Origin of the sequence: Parabacteroides chongii (assembly GCF_029581355.1) — a bacterium.
In the GTDB taxonomy this organism is placed as follows: domain Bacteria; phylum Bacteroidota; class Bacteroidia; order Bacteroidales; family Tannerellaceae; genus Parabacteroides; species Parabacteroides chongii.
Genome location: NZ_CP120849.1, coordinates 3,607,556 through 3,630,122, shown reverse-complemented (window position 1 = coordinate 3,630,122; position 22,567 = coordinate 3,607,556). Strand labels below are relative to the sequence as shown.

21 protein-coding genes are annotated in these 22,567 nt (G+C 39.9%); 2 read left to right on the top strand and 19 right to left on the bottom strand.

The genetic code is table 11. The annotated features are described in order from the left end of the window. Positions 1-15: 15 nt before the first annotated feature. The 14 genes from P3L47_RS13545 to P3L47_RS13480 all read right to left on the bottom strand — a co-directional run bounded on the left by P3L47_RS13545 (position 16) and on the right by P3L47_RS13480 (position 14,766). Positions 16-1,293, bottom strand: a complete 1,278-nt coding sequence (locus tag P3L47_RS13545; RefSeq protein ID WP_277783699.1) for a nucleotide sugar dehydrogenase — start codon at positions 1,291-1,293, stop codon at positions 16-18. A gap of 412 nt (positions 1,294-1,705) precedes the next feature. Then, positions 1,706-2,320, bottom strand: a complete 615-nt coding sequence (locus tag P3L47_RS13540; RefSeq protein WP_277781118.1) for an acyltransferase — start codon at positions 2,318-2,320, stop codon at positions 1,706-1,708. A gap of 11 nt (positions 2,321-2,331) precedes the next feature. Continuing rightward, on the bottom strand, positions 2,332-3,585 hold the full coding sequence (locus P3L47_RS13535; RefSeq protein WP_277781117.1) for a DNA primase: 1,254 nt from the start codon (positions 3,583-3,585) through the stop codon (positions 2,332-2,334). A gap of 7 nt (positions 3,586-3,592) precedes the next feature. Continuing rightward, positions 3,593-4,981 carry a replicative DNA helicase gene (locus P3L47_RS13530; protein ID WP_277781116.1) on the bottom strand — a complete coding sequence of 463 codons (1,389 nt, stop codon included), beginning with the start codon at positions 4,979-4,981 and terminating at the stop codon, positions 3,593-3,595. Next, positions 4,981-5,472 (bottom strand): hypothetical protein, encoded by a 492-nt coding sequence (locus P3L47_RS13525; RefSeq protein WP_277781115.1) that lies wholly within the window; start codon positions 5,470-5,472, stop codon positions 4,981-4,983. Before P3L47_RS13525 ends, P3L47_RS13530 begins: the two co-directional genes overlap by 1 nt. A gap of 321 nt (positions 5,473-5,793) precedes the next feature. Continuing rightward, positions 5,794-6,237: a hypothetical protein gene (locus P3L47_RS13520; RefSeq protein ID WP_277781114.1), complete on the bottom strand. Its 444-nt coding sequence runs from the start codon at positions 6,235-6,237 to the stop codon at positions 5,794-5,796. 170 nt (positions 6,238-6,407) lie between these two features. Next, positions 6,408-7,562 (bottom strand): OmpA family protein, encoded by a 1,155-nt coding sequence (locus tag P3L47_RS13515; RefSeq protein WP_277781113.1) that lies wholly within the window; start codon positions 7,560-7,562, stop codon positions 6,408-6,410. Between the two features lie 3 nt (positions 7,563-7,565). Then, entirely contained in the window at positions 7,566-8,423 is an 858-nt protein-coding gene (locus tag P3L47_RS13510; RefSeq protein ID WP_277781112.1) for a glycosyltransferase family 52, read from the bottom strand. 147 nt (positions 8,424-8,570) lie between these two features. Further along, a complete protein-coding gene (locus P3L47_RS13505) occupies positions 8,571-9,239 on the bottom strand; it encodes an acylneuraminate cytidylyltransferase family protein (protein WP_277781111.1) in 669 nt (222 codons plus the stop codon). A gap of 23 nt (positions 9,240-9,262) precedes the next feature. Continuing rightward, positions 9,263-10,693 carry an MBOAT family O-acyltransferase gene (locus tag P3L47_RS13500; protein ID WP_277781110.1) on the bottom strand — a complete coding sequence of 477 codons (1,431 nt, stop codon included), beginning with the start codon at positions 10,691-10,693 and terminating at the stop codon, positions 9,263-9,265. A 16-nt stretch (positions 10,694-10,709) separates the two neighbouring features. After that, positions 10,710-11,645 carry a hypothetical protein gene (locus tag P3L47_RS13495; RefSeq protein WP_277781109.1) on the bottom strand — a complete coding sequence of 312 codons (936 nt, stop codon included), beginning with the start codon at positions 11,643-11,645 and terminating at the stop codon, positions 10,710-10,712. A gap of 37 nt (positions 11,646-11,682) precedes the next feature. Continuing rightward, positions 11,683-12,366 carry an acyltransferase gene (locus tag P3L47_RS13490; protein ID WP_277781108.1) on the bottom strand — a complete coding sequence of 228 codons (684 nt, stop codon included), beginning with the start codon at positions 12,364-12,366 and terminating at the stop codon, positions 11,683-11,685. Between the two features lie 485 nt (positions 12,367-12,851). After that, positions 12,852-14,417 carry an ATP-binding protein gene (locus P3L47_RS13485; RefSeq protein ID WP_277781107.1) on the bottom strand — a complete coding sequence of 522 codons (1,566 nt, stop codon included), beginning with the start codon at positions 14,415-14,417 and terminating at the stop codon, positions 12,852-12,854. 106 nt (positions 14,418-14,523) lie between these two features. Next, a complete protein-coding gene (locus tag P3L47_RS13480; RefSeq protein ID WP_122362647.1) occupies positions 14,524-14,766 on the bottom strand; it encodes a DUF4248 domain-containing protein in 243 nt (80 codons plus the stop codon). A gap of 279 nt (positions 14,767-15,045) precedes the next feature. On the opposite strand from P3L47_RS13480, the gene P3L47_RS13475 reads away from it, so the two are divergent. Next, positions 15,046-15,492, top strand: coding sequence for an HU family DNA-binding protein (locus P3L47_RS13475; RefSeq protein ID WP_122362648.1), 447 nt, complete (start codon positions 15,046-15,048; stop codon positions 15,490-15,492). A gap of 8 nt (positions 15,493-15,500) precedes the next feature. Beyond that, on the top strand, positions 15,501-15,971 hold the full coding sequence (locus P3L47_RS13470; RefSeq protein ID WP_277781106.1) for a glucosaminidase domain-containing protein: 471 nt from the start codon (positions 15,501-15,503) through the stop codon (positions 15,969-15,971). Between the two features lie 296 nt (positions 15,972-16,267). On the opposite strand, the gene P3L47_RS13465 is transcribed toward P3L47_RS13470, so the two are convergent. Genes P3L47_RS13465 through P3L47_RS13445 form a run of 5 tightly spaced genes read right to left on the bottom strand, consistent with a single transcriptional unit; the run spans position 16,268 to position 22,183 of the window. After that, positions 16,268-17,029, bottom strand: a complete 762-nt coding sequence (locus P3L47_RS13465) for a glycosyltransferase family 25 protein (protein WP_277781105.1) — start codon at positions 17,027-17,029, stop codon at positions 16,268-16,270. Between the two features lie 9 nt (positions 17,030-17,038). Next, positions 17,039-18,769 carry an ATP-binding cassette domain-containing protein gene (locus tag P3L47_RS13460; protein WP_277781104.1) on the bottom strand — a complete coding sequence of 577 codons (1,731 nt, stop codon included), beginning with the start codon at positions 18,767-18,769 and terminating at the stop codon, positions 17,039-17,041. Continuing rightward, complete coding sequence (locus tag P3L47_RS13455; protein WP_277781103.1) at positions 18,766-19,959, bottom strand: O-antigen ligase family protein; 1,194 nt, start codon at positions 19,957-19,959, stop codon at positions 18,766-18,768. The genes P3L47_RS13460 and P3L47_RS13455 overlap by 4 nt, the downstream gene beginning before the upstream one ends. After that, a complete protein-coding gene (locus P3L47_RS13450) occupies positions 19,956-20,996 on the bottom strand; it encodes a glycosyltransferase family 4 protein (RefSeq protein ID WP_277781102.1) in 1,041 nt (346 codons plus the stop codon). Before P3L47_RS13450 ends, P3L47_RS13455 begins: the two co-directional genes overlap by 4 nt. 2 nt (positions 20,997-20,998) lie before the next feature. After that, a complete protein-coding gene (locus tag P3L47_RS13445; RefSeq protein ID WP_277781101.1) occupies positions 20,999-22,183 on the bottom strand; it encodes an MraY family glycosyltransferase in 1,185 nt (394 codons plus the stop codon). Positions 22,184-22,567: the final 384 nt, after the last annotated feature.

Genomic DNA, 22,567 nt, shown 5'->3' with positions numbered 1-22,567 from the left:
TTTGTAAACCTTATTTTACAAACGGGCATCGACTAGCGATTGCGGAAGAAAACATTTCACATCATACACAACACCTGTTTCTTCCGATAAAAAATCACGCACATTGACTTCTCCGAACTCCTTGTGCGAAACAGCCAGAACAACTGTATCGAATCGAGCTTTTAATGATTCCATATCTCCGCTAAACAAACGGATATGATAAGATTTCCATACTTCTTCCGGATTAGCCCAGGGATCATATACCTCGATATTGTCTGTATATTCAGACAACACACTGAGTATATCCACGACTTTCGTATTCCGTATATCCGGACAATTTTCCTTAAATGTGATTCCTAATATCAGTATCCGTGCATCTTTCACCATTACCTTCTTTTTATTCATCACTTTTATTACCTGATGAGCGACATAATCACCCATACCGTCATTCAGGCGACGAGCATCAGACATTATACGCGGATAAACTCCATACACCTGGGCTTTTTGGATCAGATAATAAGGATCGACACTGATACAATGCCCTCCGACCAATCCCGGAGTCAAACGAATAAAATTCCATTTGGAAGAGGCCGCTTTTATCACTTCGTCGGTATCGACCCCCATAGCATTAAAAATCTTGGCGAGTTCATTCATAAAAGCAATATTTACATCACGCTGTGCATTTTCTATGATCTTTGATGCTTCTGCAACCCGGATAGAGGACGCTTTATAGGTCCCGTTCACCAATACCGAATTGTACACCCCATCCACCTTATCCGCCACTTCCGGAGTTGAGCCGGACGTTACTTTCTTGATTTTCTCCACCGTATGTTCCTTATCACCCGGATTTATACGTTCGGGACTGTACCCTGCATAAAAATCCTGATTGTATTTTAGTCCGGAAACTCTTTCTATGACCGGCAGACAAACCTCCTCCGTCATACCCGGGTAAACCGTCGATTCATAGACGACTATATCCCCTTCCGATATGGCTTGTCCTACTACTTCACTGGCTTTGAGCAACGGGGTCAAGTCCGGATGATTGTTCACATCCACCGGGGTAGGTACAGCCACTATGTAAAAGTTACATTCACGGATCTTTTCTATCTCCGTCGTACAGCAAAACCCGTTTTTTAAAGCTTTTCCCAATAAATCATCAGAAACCTCCAGCGTATCGTCATGGCCGGACATCAGTCTGTCTATACGCTGCTTGTTAATATCATAACCGATTGTCTGATACCGCGAAGAGAACAGACAAGCTAAAGGCAGACCTACATATCCCAGTCCTACCACACATACTTTTACGGATTCTATTTCCATATCTCTGTTTTTTAGATATACCATTTTCTTTTTATGAGTTTCTTTTTTTATACAGGTCGGATTTCCGACAATGACCGAATCTGGAGGAAAGACGCCATTAACCACACTGCCCGCCCCTACTATGCAACGGTCGCCGAGCACTGTCCCTTTGCAAATGATCACATTCATACCGAATAACACCACCGTCACGCGCCACAAAGATGGCATATTACTAGGTTGGATAAAGGATGGCTGTTAACGGCTATATTTTGTCCCCAATAAATATGGGAATCTTTAAAGGCATAGATAACTGTAAAACCGTTGAAAGTTACTCTCCCATATAAGCGCAATTTCTCTTTCCAATAAAAGAGATACAAAAAAATAGTACGAAACATTCAGATGTAAGATTGAAGATTACTCCTTGTTTTTATTCTTTCCAATAGACATTTTCTTTTAATACTTTAGCAGGTACACCACCTGCTAAAGTATGTGCAGGGATATCCCTGCAAACAACAGCTCCAGCCGCAATAATTGCACCATCACCAATATGTACTCCCTTTTGTATCATTGCATTAGAACCAACCCAAACAGAATTACCTATCACAATAGGCAAACATTTTTCTCTTTTCCCCGATGCATCTCCATGATCATGGCCATCCGAATCACGAATAGTTACATTACGTCCTATCAGGACATTATTCCCTATAGTAATATTCGATTCACACTCCAAATAGGTTCCATCATTCATAAAACAATCGCCTATTATTAATCTTGCCTCTGGAAGAACCGCTATAGTAGCATCAGCAATAAACAGTTGCTTTTCAATAATCAAATCCCCTTCTATCCAAATAGTGCAACAGGAAAACTTTTTAAATCTGGATGCATTGATCAACATCCCTTTAACAGATAAAATCCCCTTATCTTTTACTCTAATAGTTGATGATTTAGACAAGAAAATTCTTTTTTTAGACTTAAAGTAAGTCCACAACTTGTAATGCTGGATATAATATAAACAACGTTTTATTTTTGCTATGCAATTCATATTTTATGTAATTAAAAATCAAACAATATTACAAGTTTAAGTATGACAGGTAAAAGCGCGCATAACCAGTCCGCTTTCATTACCGGAGAATGCACTAATAGTCCGGTGACTTTTCCCAACCGTTTATGCAAAGGGATCATACGGGCGAACAGACAAGCACGTTCCTCTGCAGTCAATGCCACACGAAGTTGGGATAATATCTGTTCTATTTTCCGAAGTAAAGACGCCTCGTAGACTTCCAGGCGGCTCAAACGGGTAGCCTCTTTCATGTAACCGACAAAAGCCTCCCGCCCCATATTTTTTAACAAGGAATCCGGATCATGCTCCGGATTGAGGACGATCCGACCGACAGAGAAACCTTTTTGGATTAATAATCCGGCAGATTTTATACCATTCGTCTGCCCCGCATCATCACCGTCAAGCATAACGATGGCATACCGGGTATACCGGCTAAGCAGAGCCACATGTTGTTCTGTCAGAGCCGTTCCGCACAAAGCAACCGTGTTCCGGAATCCGGCAGCATGCATAGCCAACACGTCTTTATAGCCTTCAGTGATATACACAAATTTATGCTGCCGGATTGCTTCCTGTGCCTGATATAAGCCGTACAAAATCTCACTTTTATGATAGATCGGACTAGTCGGTGAATTGATATATTTCCGAATATCCGTTCCTTTCGTCTCTCCCCGATAGCGACCGGCAAAAGCAACCAATGCCCCCTTCTCATTCCGGATAGGAAAAACCAGACGATTACAATAATTTTTATAATCAGAAGGTAAAGAAGAGGGGGCTATACCTACCTCAAATATTTTGTAAGTTGCACGTAAAACCTCATCTTCCGGCATATATTCCTCCAGTAAATCTAAAAACATCCGGCAACCGCGAAACAGACTATCCATATGAAACCAGCTGACAACTTCCGGTAATTTCGATTGTGAAATTTTCTTCACAGGCGGATATTTCACCGGTCGATATACGTCTGTCTCTGAAAGTCCGTACCATCCAGCGAGTATCTTCAACGCTTCCTTGAAATCACAACTTTCCATTTTCTGAACGAACTTAAAAATATCACCACCTTCCCCACAGGCAAAGCATTTATAATATTGTTCTTCCATATTCACATATAGCGACGGATTCCGGTCGTCATGGAACGGACATAGCCCGACCAAAGTCTTTGCAGAACTTCCATTTCGTTTCAACGAAATATAACGTTCTACCACATCCTCCAGACGGGCTACAGATTTTATTTTATCTTTGAGATTCATTACATTATCAAATCACTTGCGGATCATAGTCCGTCAGACAAGTCATTGCCGGATTATACCGGAACTTAGCTGCACCGGTCGCCCCGTTACGATTCTTGGCAACCAGCAGAAGCCCTACTCCACGAAGGTCTTCCTTCGTTTTCGGATCATAAAATATATTGTATTTTTCGGCACGATATACAAAGACAACCACATCGGCAATCTGTTCAATCGCTCCCGAATTACGCAAATCACTCAATACCGGCAGATGCGGAGCCGGACGACGTTCGCTTTCACGATTCATCTGTGCCAGCAATACCACTGGAATATTCATCTCTTCCGCCATCAGCTTGATCTTACGGACTACATTCCCCAAAGCCAAATCAGTCGTCTCCTGCAAATTATTTTTAGAGACAATCAGATTGATCAGGTTCAGGTAATCGATAAACAACAACTCCAACTTTCCCTGCTTGTGCAAGGCCTGCGCCTTTGCCCGCATATCTTCGACCGTATCCGAACCACAATATTCCAGAATAAGCGGCAATTGCTCCAATGCCTCCTGCGCCTTTGCCAGGCGTTCACGTTCTGCCGCCGTAGTCCCTTTGAAACGCAAACGGTCGGTATCGACTCCGCTCAACATAGAAAGCAAACGCATTACCAACTGCTCCTTGCTCATCTCCACGCTGAAAAAAGCGACCGCTTTCCCTGCCCGGGCAGCATTCAGAGCCATCCAAAGTGCCACAGCCGACTTTCCCATGGAGGGACGGGCGGGTATCACCACCAACTCTCCGTTATACAAACCACCGGTCAACTGATCCAGCTCACGGAAGCCGGTACGGATATGCGTATTCCTGCCTGCTTCACGACCTGCCTGTTCCGCATACGATTGTTCCAGCACACGGGCAGCCACCTTTCCGGCTTCTTCCGATGTCGATGCATGAACCTGTTCGCTACGCAACGAGTCGACCAGATTATCCAGTCCGTTCAGCAACGAAGTTACATCAGCAGAAGCCTGTACCACTTCCGTTTCTTTTTTCTTCAATTCGTCCAGCATGCGACGCAACAGGTAGTTATTCACCAGTTCATCGGCATGATAACGGATATGATGATCCGTACGTACATCGAGCAACATGTCCGAAATGAAAGACAATCCGTTCAGCCGTTCATACTGCGACAGATCCAAACGGATCATTTCCTGTTCGATCGTCAACATATCCACCACTTTTCCGTTCTCCACCAACGACAACGCCGAAGCATATACAAAACGAAGCCCCGGATGATAAAACATTTCCGGTCTCAAATGTCCCATCACATCAAAAATAGCATCCGGATTAGTCAGTAAACCTGCTATGACCGCTTTTTCCATATCCAGGTTGACATGTACCTGTACCTGCTGTTTATTTCCTGCTGTATTCATCAGTTCACCACTCCTTTCTGTTCATTTTGATTGGAATAAAAATTGCTGACTGTAGCAAACAGCCCACCTTCCCCCTCCGTACCTTGTGAGGAGATATCCGGCGTATGAACCGGTTCTCTTTTAACCTCGATCAACTGTTCATAATTCATCAGGATAATCAACTTGTAATTACCCAGGTCTTTTACCTGCAGGAAATTACATGCTTCCAACTTCTCCAAACATTTTCTTACCGACTTGCGACAGAGTCCCGTCAAAGTCCCTATCTCCGTAAAAGAAGTCACCCATTCACCAGGACGGCACAAATACGAAAAGTCATTCATACAAACCACACCTTCGGAGAAATAGACAAAGGTCTCTACACAAAGCAACACGCCTGCCAAACGGCGCTGATCGTCATACCCGCTGAAAAAAGCTTTCAGCACATTTCTTCCAACTTTCAGGTAACCACACTTACGGATGCCGGGTGTCATGTTTTCCTTACATTTCTTCATAATCTTACCCTTTCTGTTTAATAATTAAAGTGTCCCGGATAAAGTCCCGGCAAAGGTTTTTCTGAAAGTTCTTGATTTTTATATGTATCAGACCGGTTACAATCTGTAAGGGTTACACCCCCGGTTACAACTCTCTTAAATATAGAATAAATATTATTTATAATAAAAATAAAAGAGCGAATCAAAAATTTAAAAGACCTGCCAATCACCCATTCGGTTACCAACAAATTTAAGGCACGAAGCCATCCGGACGGATTTGATGAAAAGTCAAAAAAAAGCAGGCAAAGCAAGCTCATTCTGAGCGGGTTAATTATTCAGTTTTTAGAATTCGTATTTTCTGTAATTATTAAAGAAACCTAAAACGTCCTCGTATTCGAGTAATTGGTCGTATAAATCCTGCTGTATACTCGATAACTGAAGTTTTACGTCAAACACAGCCACCACGGCTGTAGCCAGTTCACTGGCATAACAGTCGAACATACCGGTTTTATGCATAGCCGTCAGTACCGCCATAAATAACCCTTTGTCAATTACTTTTACTTTAGGGATTTTCAGCACATCCGGTTTATAACCGAAATACTCCAGGATGACAGGTTGGTAATAACCGAAAAAACTATCTGCAAATTTCTTCCACGATTTCCGGCTTCCCGCCAGATTTGTCAGACGAAGAAACAGGGCACATTCCAGTATCTTTCCAACCGGATCGGATTCTTTCTGTATATTGGATTTAAAAGTAGGGAAAGACAACTGTTTGCCTCCCGACATAGCATAAAAATTTTTTATTTATCGATATTTGTTTTGTATTCATCTTTTCCACATTTATGCCCGGAAGAGAACGCTTTACCCGCTGAAAAAACAAGGGACTTTTGAACGTAAAATAAAGGACTTTTGAAATCAAAAGTCTAGTATTAACATTTCAAAAGATACCTGTTTTATTATTCTAAATAATTCAGATTCTCACGTGCTATACGTGGATTTTGTGGTAAATATTTTCGAAAATAACCAGCTGCATTTTCCTTATCACCATCCATCAACGACAAGACCCCTAAGTTATTGTAAGCGCGCGGATCTCCATTTACCTGCTGAAAGAAGTAGCGGGCCGATTCTTTATCTCCCTGTGATAAGGCGGCGGCTGCCGCATTCAGTTGAGCTACTTTACAGGCAGGATACGTATAGGCTGCTATTTCATATATTTCACGATATTGCTCCGTACCCGGACGGTATAAAGCGGCTACGCGAAAGAAATCCTGCAGGGATACTTTATCCGGCTGGTTATAGACTTTTTCGATTAACTGAGGATCATTGACGGACACCATTTCCGATTCGGTTTCAACGGCCAGCTCCATACGGCGCAAACGGCTGAAAAAACTTTTCTCGATATCCTTGTAAACAGCTCCGTTGTCTATCGCCTTGATCTGTTTACGACGGCTGTCCGGATCATCGGTCAACTGGAAGATCGACAACACACGGCTGCTGTATTTCTTATCCGATCCGGCAATAAGACGTTGTAATCCCTCCCAGTCTTCTCCTACCCAGTCGACTGTGATCAGCCCGTCATTGGGCAAATGGAGCTGTTTCTGCAGGTAATTCTTAAACTGGATCGAACGGTTACCGGCCAGTTGTTCATTTGTTTTCGTATTGCCGTCGGGAGAAGCATAACCGATAATACGGATCTTCTTGATTTTTCCACTGCCGGCCTGCAACAGGGGTTTCAACTGCCCGTCCAGCTTCGCCAGTTCGGCACGGTTATTTCCATACTTCGGATTGACCTGTACACTGCCTGCCGGGAAATCGATGTAAGCGGCCAGCTTCGCTACCGAGACAGTAGGCAGCAGTTCTTCATCGGGGTTGATGTACGTGATCATCTTGTTATAAACAGACTGGGCATCTACCTGCAATTGGGGGATCAGAATGCTTCTTCCCTGCGTCTTGGCAGGAGACTGCGCTCCCTGTTCCGATACGATTTCTACTGGACCTGCGGCTAGCGCATACAGGTCGGCTGACGGGATGGCTTGCTTCTGTGTGTGGCAAGCCGGCAGAACAGCCAGCAAACCTAAGCCGGCAATTCCCTCAATAATTCTTTTTCGCATGATTTATTTGGATTGTTTTGTTATGTAATTATCTAGTTTTTCATCAGAAATACCCCGCCTTTTAGCTTCTTTTGCCAAAGCAGGAGTCACACCGTATCCGGCTATTATCTTTTCAACAGAATCATCGAAATGAAAAGCGGCTGTAGAGTCAACAGTGACAATCCTGCGCGGATGCAATCCTGAAAACAACAATAACTCCATCGGACATACACAAGTTAATATACAGGCCGAAGGAAAATAGTGTGAATAATCGGTCGTTTCAGCCGGATGAGTTTTAATCAATATCTTCGATTCCGGATAGCCGGTCAACAACCGGTGGTAAATCTCTATTTTGTCTGCCTCGGAGAAAAAACCATCTGAATATTCGCTGAACGGCTGAGTAATCAGCACTGTTTCGTAGTTATTAATCAAATGCATATCGAAATCTTCCGGCATGAATAAATGCCATATTTTCCTTTTTTGCTCCGGACTTTTTTGTTCCCATAAATAGTTCAGATCAATTAATTTGACCTTTTCGGCTATTATCTCCGGTATGGGTAAAATACCGGTCAGATAGATACTTTTCACATTCTGAGCCAGTCCCCAACAGGGATAAATATCACCCCAAAGCCATCTTGACCAGTTAGATTCTTTCTTATGAACCATCTGTTTATCTTTCTGATTAACGAATACATAAGAACCGGTTCCGTCTTCCAGGTAAAAGATCGTTGTAAAACGGAAAAGGAATAGATTTGTATATGCTAGATCTCCACCCAAAAAGACAGGGATATTTCGATTTCTAAGAAAATAATAACCGATTATCAAAAAAGAATAATAGCGTTTTATATAAGATCCGCCCAACAAACAGAACGTATTCTTCATACGAGATGATATGTCCCTCGGAAAACGCTCATGAATAAAAAATAGGGTATCTTCTATTCGATAAGGTTCTAACAGGTAATATTGCAATAATGTATAAGGGGTAGGCAAATAAGCTATCGCCTTATATTTTTTAAACAAGTTCATCACTTATAAATATTTATGCATATAATATTCCACCCTGTCAAAATCCTCCTGTGTGTCTATATCCAATGAGCCAAACGGATGATCGACGACTAAAGAAAATAACGATTTACCTCGGATATTCCCTTTCAATATTTGCTCTTTACTTGTGATATACAACAGTCCGTTTTCAAAATAAAGAGGCTCCATGTCCTGGCTACGCTGACCGAAAACAAAATTCCAGGGGACAAACTTTTCATCTATTAAACGGCCTAATTTCCTAACTAAAGGAGAGACCGTAAACAAACTATCATATTGGCCAGTTTCAATTACTTGTATGGCATCTTCCATCATACCCTCCGGACGAAGCGGATTGGTAGCTTGTAATAGAACCATATAATCGAACATTTTGCCTTCTCTTAGAAGTTGAGTGGCCGCATGTTGCATAGCCAAATCCGTCGAGCATAAATCACCGGACAACTCCGCCGGACGTTCAATCACTTCTGCTCCATATTCACGTGCCACATGAGCTATTTCCTCCTTATCAGTCGATACATATAGTTCCGTATCAGGCAGAACCTGCCGGGAATAAAGAATGGAATGGGCTAACAAAGGCTTACCTCCCAAAGGAAAAATATTTTTCCCCGGCAAACGTTTTGATCCCCCGCGAGCAGGGATTACTGTAACATACTTCATATAAATTGGATTAAAAAAACTCTTTAAAACTGAAAATAAATAAATGGTATATCTTCTGGAATAGAAAACCAAAAACACATAAAAATCAGAAAATAATAGATACAATATCTTTGCCACAATGGTAAATTATCAATTTGCAGGGCATGTTCTTTATCCCGTTGAAGCCATTCACCCAATAGCAATGTCAACACAAGAATAAAAAGATATAATACCTCTCTCTTTTGTATTAAATCAAACGATTCAAAATGAAAAATTATCGATAAATAATTAAATGCCTGTCCCAAACTATCGGAACGGAAAAATATCCAACCAATTGTAACCAGTATAAATGTTATCGATATGGATGTAAACTCTCCTGCTGAAGGCAAGATCTTGCCTTCAGCAGGTATACCGGTATACCTGTGATTCTTTTTCAAAAGTAATAATGGAAGAAATAATATTGCATTGAATATCCCCCAAAAGACAAACGTATAATTAGCGCCATGCCATAAACCACTTAATAAAAAGACAATAAATGTATTACGTACATTCAGCCATCGCGAACAACGACTCCCTCCTAACGGAATATACACATAATCGCGAAACATCGTAGTAAGCGATATATGCCAACGACGCCAAAACTCTGCAATATCTCTTGAAAAATAAGGCATATTAAAATTCCGCATTAAATTAAACCCCAATAAACGAGCTGTACCTATGGCCATATCCGAATAACCTGAAAAATCGCAATAGATCTGAATCGAAAACAACATAGCTGTGACAATCAGTGTCAAAGAGGATTGTTCCGAATAAGAATTGTATACAGTATCCACCCACCGGGCACAATTATCGGCTACTACAACTTTTTTAAACAGTCCCCAAAGTATCTGCCTCACACCATCTACCGCTACCGGATAAGAAAAAACAGTTTGATTGAAAAACTGGGGCAATAGATGTGTCGCACGCTCAATTGGACCTGCTACCAATTGAGGAAAAAAACTCACATAAGCAAAGTAAGCCACAATATCACAAGTCGGTTCTATTTTTTTCTTATATACATCAATCGTATAACTCAATGCTTGAAAAGTATAAAAACTAATGCCGACCGGTAAGATGATCTGCAATGGACGAATAGAAAGCTCTATACCCAGCATCCGAAAACTTTCGACTAAACTTTCAATAAAAAAATTACAGTATTTAAAATACGCCAATAAACCGATATTAAATAAAATACTGAAAGCGCTCGCCCAATATGCTTTTGTCGGATAACGCGAAATCAATATACCCGAAATAAAACTGATGATAGTTGTCAGAGTAATTAATAATAGGAAACGTACATCCCACCAACCATAAAACAAATAACTAACTCCTACTATAAATAAATTCCGCAGTTTTATACTTCGGTCAAATACGAACCAATACAATAAAAAAACTGCCGGAAGAAATAAGGCAAACTCAAATGAATTGAACAACATAAAAACAACTATAATTTTACTTTAATAACGAATCAACATCATGGGCTAAACGAGTAGAAAAAAGTTCTGCTCCTTTATAATTCAGATGAACAGGATCAAAAAAGCAGGAAGTATCTTCTATCAAATAATCAGTATAGTCCAACACATTTAGTCTGTATACTTCAGCAATGCTGTCAATCAGAAGAAACGAACTTTCAATATTTATTAACTTTTTATATGCAGAGGGATGAATCGGACTTTTAAATAAAACAACTTGTACCGAATCATCTTTACATTCATCCAGAAAATAGGTGAACCGTTTGATCCGTTCTTCGCCTCTTTGAAAAGACATAGAGGAAGACATCAAACTCAATGGTTTGTTGACCTCGTCCACAAGAAAAGCACCTTTTTTCCACACAGCTTTCCTTGCAATCAGTTCATCTTCCCATTTTATACCTATTCCAAATGCTTTTTTCAACAAATCCGTTTGTCCTCCATATCTGACAGCCGGTATATATTTTTCTGTCGGAGATAAATTCATTGTTTCAACTATAGTTTTAAAAGAAGGATCATGATAGAAAGGTGCATAATCCACTTTACTACAAGGAAAAGCATAATTACCGAACCATAAAAAATCGACATTACACAATATCAGTTCTATCTTTTTATGATTATGCTTTTTATAAATTCGATAGGCTACTTCAGATATTTCATAAGGTCCTCCCGAAATTCCTATATTAAATGTATTTTTCCGTAGTATACTATCCAAAATATATGGATCGACATGAAAAGAAGCTCGTGAACTACCGGTTATCAATATATCGGCATTTATTTGTCGGGTCAATTCATACCATCTTCTAAATCGCGGAAAATCAGATTTTTCTAATGTATCTGTCATACAATAATCTACAGTAAAAGCTAATAATCCCAAAGGGAATAAGAAATAGAACAGTTTTAATAAAAACCTTTTCATTACAAAACTTATAATAGTATATTTATCAACTTACTTATCATCTCCAAACAACATTTTCGCGAAGAACTGTTGCAGGATTTCCACCGGCTAAACAATGAGGAGGAATGTTTTTTGTAACTACTGAACCGGCTGCTATAACAGCTCCTTCACCAATGGTTACACCTTTAAGGATGGTAACATTCAGTCCTATCCAAACGTGATTTTCTATGATGATCGGGGCCGTTGTCTTTTTCTCATAACCAGGATATTCAAAATGATGGCTATCGGAATCCCTAATCTTGACATATGGACCTATTACAACATCATCACCGACTTTAATCATTTCATAACAATATATCATCCCAAAACTATTAAACAATATATTTTCACCTAATATCAACCTGGCATTTTCCTGAATACGAAAAAGACATCCCGTTTGTACACGAACCTTACCGCTTATTTCTACATAGGTGTTTTTATAAGCAACAAAATGGGTATCGAAAAAAGCCGGATAAAAATTATTTCCTATAGGTTCCCAGGGACCTCCCAAACGTAGACTATTTTTCTTTTTAATCAACAACTGAGAAGTCCTATGAAGTTTAATATGGGCTTTTCTATATATCCAAATTTTACGACTATACCATAGATATTTGATTACTTTTACCTGAGTAAACCAATACAATAATGATTGGATTATCCGAAAGACTTTTCGGATAATCTGTTTAATATTAAACAGATTCATTTCATGTTATAATTATATAGGAATTGTTTTCCTGCCGATATTTTCGGCATCAGTTATTGGTCCGGAATTATTACATAAATATCCGGTTATTTATTAGTTGACTTATATTAATTGGTTCATTATTATTAGTTTAAGGGTTTGGAAAGATTCACTATTTGTCATATTTGAATGTAGTGTCGTTGTCTTGAAGGCTGTAAGCCTGACCCCAAATTAGCCCAAAGTTTTAACCCTGGGTAATGATAATCAAACCCTACCCCTCTCTTTAGCCCTGTAAGGGCGTTACAAGGATATACGTGTTCTTGTGGCGTCCCTACAGGACTTGAAAAAACAACTTAACTCACTTATACCCAAGGTTAAAACCTTGGGCTAATTTGTCCTGCCCTTACAGGGCTATTAGACGCTAAACCCATATCGAAATCAAGATAATCCTCTAAATTGGCACATTGGCACATTGGCACATTGGCTCATTATTTTCTAATATATCGTCAATTTTCAATGACAACCCATTCTGCCAGATTCCGCAATTGGGGGCTGAAAGAGGCGGCGACTTTTATCAAACGACGACCGTCTGCTTGATAGGGGATCAGGTAACCTTTATCATCTATTTGTTTCAGGGCTTCTTCCATACTGCCGTTCAGTTTAAATTCAAATACGAATATATAATCTTTTGTTTTCACTACAGCGTCGGCACGTCCCCTGGCACTGCGAACTTCCGCCTCACAGAACTGCCCCATCAGCTTAAATACGATATAAAAAACAACTTGATAATGACGCTCTGTCTTGTCGTTCAATTCATAAGGAAAGTCGGCAAAAAAAACTTCTAGCCGCTTCATAAAATCGTCTACATTTCCGGCACGTAGCTCGCGAACAAACTTGCCAATGTAAAAGCCACTTTCGTCTTCCGTAATGGCTGTATAAAAAGGAGTGATAAAATCGATAAAACCATATTTCACTTCTTCATTGGGAAAGGCTAACGTGTATAAACCGAACTCTTCATCATAACCTTTTATGGTCAGATAACCACTCTGATAGAGTAATGGGATCGGATTGTTGGCTTCCACACGATATTCGGAAAAGGCAGAGGCGCGCATCTCCATACTGTCCAAAATCAGACGCAGATCGTAATCTGTCTTTTTCAGTAATTCTACCAAAAAGGTCGGAGTACCTGTCTGAAACCAATAATTGTCAAAACGAAGCGTACGCAGGCAGTTCAGTACACTGAACGGATTAAAAACTCCAGGGGTTTTCTCCCTGAAATGATAACCGTCGTATTTGAGTGTCATCAGACGAACGGTGTCTTCCATTGTCAGGTTCTTTTCCACACAAAGAGCTTCCAGTTCCGGTATGAAATTCGCCTGCAATTCATCCTGGGTGATCCCGCAAATGGCTGCATAATCGGGATACATGCTGATATCGGCCAATTGATTCAAATCGCTGAAGACACTGACATGGGCAAATTTGGTTACACCGGTCAGAAATATAAAACGCAGGTGGGCATCTGAACTTTTCAGTACTCCGTAGAAGGCTTTTAATGTATTACGATATTCTTTCATCAACACTTCATTGCCCAGTACTTGTAATAACGGCTTATCATATTCGTCAACCAGTACAACCACCTGTTTCCCGGTCTGCAAGGCTGCACGGCGAATAATACCGGCAAAACGGGTGGATAATGTTTGCTCATCCGTTCCTTTCCCATATAATTCTTCCCAACGTGTAAGATGAGAACTTAAAATAGCATTCAAGGCTTCGACTGAATCGTATTTCTCTGCATTCAGATCCAAATGCAACACCGGATACGTCTCCCACTCCTGCTCCAACTGTTCGATAGCCAATCCCTCGAACAAATGCTTCTTACCCTGAAAATAGGCTTCCAGCGTAGATAACAGCAGGCTTTTGCCGAAACGTCTGGGACGGCTCAGGAAATAGGGCTTACCAGTTTTGACCAGTTTATATACCAAGGTGGTTTTATCTACATATACAAACCCCTTGTTACGTATATCTTCAAAACTCTGTATTCCGATTGGAAGTTTTCTGATATTTGCATCCATATTTATTTAATTCGATCTATTCCTTCCGGTAAGGATTATACAAAGATAATTAATTCCCCCGAAAGCACTCTTCAATTCTCAATTTTCAACTCTCTATTTTCAATTCTCAGGGTTCTCCCAAGAAGCGAAAGATCAGTCCGGTCTGTAGCGGAGTAAACTTACGTTGACCTTTACACCAGCCGGTTTCTATGAGAGCAGCTGCCAACTGTGTATTATGGTTGATCCAACGTTTTAATGACTGGGCTGCCGATGCCGGCTGCAAATCCGGATTATATAACAATCCTAATTCTGTAAAGCCATAACTCTTTACCGGTATCTTTTCGTCTTCCGGATAATTATTTCTGCTCATAGGGGTACTTTTTTATTGATTTATATATTATAAAGTAACGAAAAAAATACCATATAAGCAAGAGAAGCGCTTCCTTATTTCATTGAATTTCAACAAATAAACAATCATATTTCATTTTATTTACTGCTATCTATTCAGAACTGTTCCTAACCGGTAACCACCCCTCCCCGCTATCGTACCTTTGAATTGTTATCGATAACCAATCAATCAACCGCCAATCGCTTCCGGACTATCTCCATCGGCATATTGGCACATTGTTCAATTAAAAATTTAGTCATCATGTCTTTAAGTTTCCATCTAGTCAAACGTCCCGATATGAGTAAAGATGCTGCCAAAGGCGCTCAGCTCTATTACGGACAAGTCAGGGCTTTGAAAAAAGTCAGTTTCCAAAAACTCTGTGAGATGATCGCCATGCGAAGCACTGCTTTTATCGGTGATGTCATGTTAGTTGTCGAAGGTCTTCTCTCCGTTATGCAGGAGCGACTCGAAGAGGGCGATATCATCCAGATGGGTCGCCTGGGTAACTTCCGCATGGTAGCCGGTAGTAAAGGGACTGCCACAGAGGAAGAGTTCAACACCTCTCTTTTCAAAAACGCACGTATCGTATATGTTCCGGGTACTATGTTAAGCGACATTCGCAAGAATGCTACGTACGAAGAAATCAAACCGTTATCCTCTGAAAAATCGTCTTCCACACCCGATGACGACAGACCGGTTATCGAATAGGCTGCGATATGCATAAAAAAGAGTTTATCCAAAAGTTCCTTCCGGCTGCCCAGGCAGCCGGGGAACATTACAAACTGAATCCGGTCGTTATCCTCGCCCAAGCTGCTATTGAAAGCGGTTGGGGAGAAAGTGCTCTTTGTAAAATCAATCATAATTTTTTCGGACTTACCGGATACGGTCAACCGTCACTTTACTGGAAAGGTGCTAAAACACCTAAGATTGAAGATGGCGGAATCTCTCACCTGCAGTTTCGTATCTATGAATCGGATGAACAGAGTTTCTTCGATTTTGCCCGGTTGATCCGTACCGTTTATTCAACAGCCGCTTCTATCAGCTATCATCCGGAGGCTTATGCCAAAGAGATCGCTTACAGCCGCTACATCAGCGAAGTAAACGGCGACAACCGCGAAACTTATCGGCAATTGCTCATATCAATCAGTCAATACATACAAAATACTATCCAACATGAAATATCTTGAAGCCGTACTTAATTTTCTGACAACCATTGCCCGGATGTTTTTTCGGGGCAAAGGAAAACATAAACCTGGGTACCCTCCTGCTGACGATAGTGGCGATACTGGCAGTTCTCCAAAAGAATACGGAAGTAGCCCTGGCAGCCATCGGAGCGATACTCTCATTTCATCGCCGAACTCCCCTACCACCGAAAACCTAATGGGATGGGCCTTGATCGTTTGTGCATTGAGCGGATATCTTACAAAGCTGTTCAGCTAATTATTTTGAGACGCAGAGCACTTCTGCGTCTCATTTTTCTAATTCAACGATGCATACTTTTAATTATGCCAATTCTTTTTTGAATCAGATAACTTATTTTGTTATAAGCCAAACGACATTCAATCCAGGAATGAGGAAAAATCCTTTTCTTACTCTCACGCTGTTCTTCCATAATAGATGATTTCAATTTATCACTTTGCTGTACGACTACAGATGGATATAAAGAATAGATATTAATCCCCCAACTTTTGAAAAGAAACCAATCATCTGCAACCCAATAAGGAATTTCCTCACGTAACAATAGACGAGCTGCATTCTTATTGATCAGATATCCCATAGTAGAGAGAGCATTATAAATGCAACAAACACTATAATTCTCACAAAACTGTTTCTTTTCACCGATATATTCAAAAGAAGCATGTAATAGTAAAACCCGAGGGATAGGATTGTTCATTAAATCATTCACGGACTTCAGAAATTGTTCCGTTATTTTGTCGTTGACAAAATGTACATCATCCTCCAATATGAGAGCGTAGTCGAAGTCCGTTTCCAATAAATGCTTATAGCATAATTGATGACTCAATGTACAACCTATTTCCCCCGGTAACACTACACGTCCGTAGTATTGGGCACATTTCTTACCATCAAACAAAGTATTTTTTTCTTCATCCGATAGTTCTTTCCCATAAACAGCCTCGATCATTTCAATATCCAACCAGGGAAACTGCGCCGTTTCTTTCAATATACTTTCCCTACGGTCCTGATCTTTTGGCAAATTGATCACATAAGTCTTTAAACGATCCATCTTTCGTATTTATTTTTCATGTTGTTGCAGATTACAAATATCCACTATCCTACGACATACAGCCAACGATTCCGGACGATGAGAAATAACCAGGAGTGTAAGCCCGGGACATTCTTCCGATAACCGGACAATCGAATCATTGATAAGGTGTTCAGTCGCTTCATCCAATGAAGAGGTTGCTTCATCGAACATCAATATCTCAGCTCTTTTATACAACGCACGGGCTATTCCTAAGCGCTGGCGTTGTCCTCCGGACAACAAGCTTCCTCCCTCGCCTACCGACGTAAAAACACCTTCCGGAAGAGTTGCTACAAAACTATCCAGCGAAGCAAGGTGTAATACCTGTTTTACCCTTTCCATGTTATTGCATTCTTCAGAACCCATGATGATATTATCGAGTAATGAGCCTTCCACCATAAATAATTGCTGCGACACATATCCTATTTTACTACGCCATGCTGACAATTTATCCACTGACAACTCAATTCCATCGATATAAATTCCCCCGGAGTCAGGTTTCAAAAAGCCCAATATCAGATGAAATAAAGTGGATTTACCACAACCCGATTCTCCCCGGAAACCGACAAAATCTCCTTTTTGAATATTCAGAGAGTAGTCGTTAAATATCTGCTTTTCCTTACTATACGAAAAACTAAGATTACGAATAGTTATCGACTCTTTAAACTCGATCGGAGACTGTTCGCCCCCCTCCTCCGCTTGTGGTTCTGATTCGAGATCGGAGATGATATCGAATGCAAACAGATTACCCCTCATCTGGAAAATACATCCGGTACTTTTCACAATACCGGGAAGCACCCGATAAACGGCAATGGCAAATACACCTACAATCAGACCTAATGCAGGAAATTCAAACAATTGTGTAGCCACGATTAAAACGACTACCGAACTGACAATGGCAATCTCCAGTACCTTTTGTAAAGAATTATTCAATAACAAATTACGAACAGACAGCCTGTTTTGCTCCTTCAGTAAATCGGAGAAACGTTCCAAGCTTTGTGGGAAAGTATTGCTCATTTCCAAATCTGTAAATCCGACAAATGTTTGTTGCAATAACTTCCCTTTTTGAGGAATCAATAAGTAAAGTTTTCTACCATATTCTTTTATCCGTGAACGGGAATAACGGTAATAAGTCAATGTTATCGGAACAAAAGTCAATATTACCAGCAGAAAAACATATACATTGAAAGAGATCAGTCCGATCAAAATAGAACACATAACAAGTATCTCACAAGTCAATTGTGAAAAAGGGACAAAATAACCCTGAATTAAATTATTTGCAATACCATTTACCTGGTTAATCAATTTGTGACTATTATTCTGTTTGATATACAAATATCCTTTTGAATAATAATAGCGGTACAACCGGATAGAAAGATAGGATGATATGGAAAATAATCGCTGATTTTGTTTGTATTGTAACCAAGTCGACAAGCATACGCGAACGAGTGAAAATAGCAAAACGAAGATACAAATAAAGAAGATAAAAGAATGAATACTGCCAAATCCCATCCAATGATAAAGTAAAGACATATAATGATTCTCCAACACCATTTTTTCATTCAGGACCAGTAATAAGACCGGCAGTAAAATTCCGGTACCCAATAAATCCAGTACAGCCATGATAAAAACAGAAATACTGACTCCCCATAAACGTCGCCTGTAGGTCTGTGGTAATAATTTGTACAAACGCTTTACTTCTAAAGGTATCAATGGTATCATATTAATTTATTTTTATTTGTAATCCTCTCACATTCGGACAATAACAGCCATAAAAAAAAGCAAAGATAGGAACCTGCCGAGATCAGGTATCCTTCAAAATAAAGATGGAAAAAAAACATAAACAGTAATGTCCCCAAAAAATACTCATTCAGTCCTATCGATTCTCTTTTAAACAAGAGATATAAAGTATGTATATATGGAACAAAAAATGACAAGAAACCAACAATTCCCATCGAAGACAACAGGAAAAGCCATCCGCTTCCCGGTTCTACCGTACCCGTTTCCTTGTTTACTTTTTTGTCGGTCTCTATATACTCCATATTCATCGTTGCAAACCCAACGCCAAAAACAGGAAAAGCCTTAAACTCTCTCATGCGGTCATCCCATAAATTATCCCGCGAACCGGTTAAACTTCCTGATTTTTTACTACTTGTCATCTTTTCACGTAACCGTTCCGTATAAGGCCACCAAATAGCAGAAGTCAAAACTGCCAGGCACAAAACAGTAAAAAGAATCCTCCACAATTTTGTTACCTGATGACGATAAACCCGGGTATAAAAAAAAGCGGAAGCTAACAGACTACTAGCCAATGCTGAACGAGAACCCGCCAATAATAAGATTATAACCGATAGGACTGCCATCGCAATCTCTTTACACCGGTTTACAGGACTGAACTGGAAATAAAATCGGTATAAACTATAAATTAGAGAAATACCACTTAATGGAGCCAGCAACATCGATTGATTGGCTATTCCTTTAAAACCACTATATCCCTGTACAAAATTCAAACGGAATAACCAGCCTAAAAATGACAGCAAGACAATCCACCTGATCAGCACTAATGCATATGTGAAGGCTAAACGTCTCCATTCCGCCAGATAAGGACTAACCACCAAAGGCCCCACAGCCAGAATTAAAGATAAAAAAGCAACGAAACGAAACCAAACGTTAAAGAAAGCCGGAATATCATTAACCCAAATTGAAATAAGAGCAGCCAATAGAAAAAGGAAGTATCTGTATGATATAGCCAGACCTCCACGTAACACAAGCCATACAAAGACACTGATAAAACCTCCGTAATAAATGGCATTGGGTAAGGAAGGTAAAAAAGGAATAGCCTTCGTCAAATGCATCAGAAGGATGCAGGGTAACAGAGCATACGCTATAAAATCTAAACGACCTGTCGTCATTCCAATATAGATAAAATAGTATTTGCTACCATCGTAGGAGTTATTTGATCCGACAGCTCCCTGCTAACTCTTCCCATTTCCAGCCATTCTGACTCCTGCAAAGAGATAAATTTCTCTATTACCCGACTAATGGATTTTCTGTTTCCCGGTTTAAATAAAAATCCGTTCTCTCCATCTTTTACAAAACAACTCACTGCTCCACAACACTCGGAGGCGAGTATCGGAAGACCTGCACAGGCCGCCTCATGAATCACTAACGACCATTGTTCAAATACCGAAGGTAAAATGAAAGCACCGGATTGTTCCAGTTCTTTCATCAATTCCTTCTGTGCCATAAAATCCTTGATTTCCACATCCGGATAACCTTGTAATTTCGCATATTCCGGTCCATTTCCAATCAGCGTCAACTTCCATCCCCTACGATCCGATATAGATTTCCAGGCTTCCAGTAAAAAAGGAAGTCCTTTTACTTTCGCAAACCGACCGATATATAATAAACGCCGGGGATATTTTTCTTTATGAGCTTGTGTATCTACCTGATGAAACAGATCCACATCCGCTGATAAATTATGCATCAATATCTGTTCAGGTTGAAAGCCTAATTTCAAAGCATACGAAACCTGAGGTTCACCTGATACGAACAGATGACTGAACCATTTCCGATGACGAAAAGAAGCAGTCAAAACATTCAGCCATTGTTTCCCACCCCGCCATTGCGTATCGCTACCGGCCACTATCGGAATATGAAAGTTCTTACGAACACGGGCACAAACTTCGTTATAGACAGGATCTATCCAACCAGATGTCCAAATCAAATCCGGACATATCTTTTCAATAAAAAGATAAAGATGGTTAGTATCAAAAAAGGCAGAACGATCATACCTGGTAATGCCTTTTTCCTCTGGAGGATAATAGGATGTTTTTTTATTTTTATCCCATAAAACCACATGTACCCGACAACCTTTTTCGACCAAAGTCTTTAATACAATCACATTGTAAGGCATCAACTCCGTATATAAAACTAAAATCGTATACATTTTTATTTTATTATTTTGAGGTCAAAGGCTTTTGCTCCCGCACTTTTTCGCTGTCTTATTTTCATATTTAGCATATAGTTCATCAGAATGGCCAGCAGGATATTGATAATCAATACAATATTCAGGTCCATCATTTGAGCGAATTTAAGATTCACAAACAGCATGATTATCATATAACTTATTAACAACAAGGTCGATTGTAAATGAGTCAATCCTGCTGCCAGACATTTATGATGAATATGATTACGATCGGCAAGAAACAACGGATGACGTTGATAATAACGAACTACCATCACACGAAAAGCGTCGAAAACCGGTATAAAAAGAAGAGATAACGGAATTACCAGGCAACATTTATCCATTCCATGCTCCGGTATATACATGGCGTATTTGATGGCAAAAAACGATAATAAATATCCGAGAGACAAGGAACCGGCATCCCCCATAAACAATTTTGTTCCATGTTTGGCAGATCCCCAGATATTGTAGTACATAAACGGAAGCAAACATCCCACAAAAGCAAAAGCCAACATGGAATAGATCCATTCCTGCCGGAGTATATATAATAGACCGAATGTCAAAAAAGAAACCAGTCCTCCTCCCCCTGCCAAGCCGTCTATACCATCTATCAAATTAACTGCATTGGTTATAAAAACAACCATAACAATCGTAAATGGAACACCGATCAGAGCCGGAACTTCGTATACTCCGAATATCCCATACATATTATTTATATACAAACCGGACATTGGAAACAGAAATGCGACTAAAAATTGTGCCACAAACTTTTTATGGTAACGCACACCAATCAAATCATCTTTCACTCCGACTAAATAGAGGAACAAACTTCCCGCTATCAGAAACAATAATTCTAATAAAGTATATCCAGTCAGAGAGGCATTAAAAGGAAAATCAATCAGAAAACGGAAAGCTGTCGAAAATGATAATGCGATCAGTACCGACGGGATAAAAACTAAACCACCTAAACGCGGAATAGCCTCCGAATGACTTTTACGGGCATCCGGATTATCATACAACAATTTTCGTTTGGATATAATAAGTATACGGGGAAGCACGAATAAGGAGAAGATGAAAGACAAGAAAAAACAAAGCGAAATGATGATTTCTGCTTTTGTCACTTCCCCCTTAATTGGAAGTAAAACTACTGGCATTGAATTAGTTGACATTTCTTTATGATTTAGTTTTTTGCATAACAATGTTCGTCAGTCCCATCATTTCGGGCGACATACTAGTGTGTTTCGTTTTGACCCTTATTTACTAAATAAGGGTCATTGGGTTTAAACCACTATATATCTGATATATACAATACTAAAAAGAAACTTCAGGAAGAGAAATTTCACCGATAATAGGTTTCTTTCTTATTTTGTTATGATTTATTTTCTTCAAATAGAGGGAAGAGAAATCCGAAGTGTTAGGTAGTAGTATTTATTTAGTAAAATAATATTATAAACCCGGCGATTCTTTAAATAAACGTCAATGAATTTATTTCTTATCATTTTGTAGTTCTGCTAAGTTCGGTTAAAGGATTTTTAGCGGCAGCCTTTGAATTG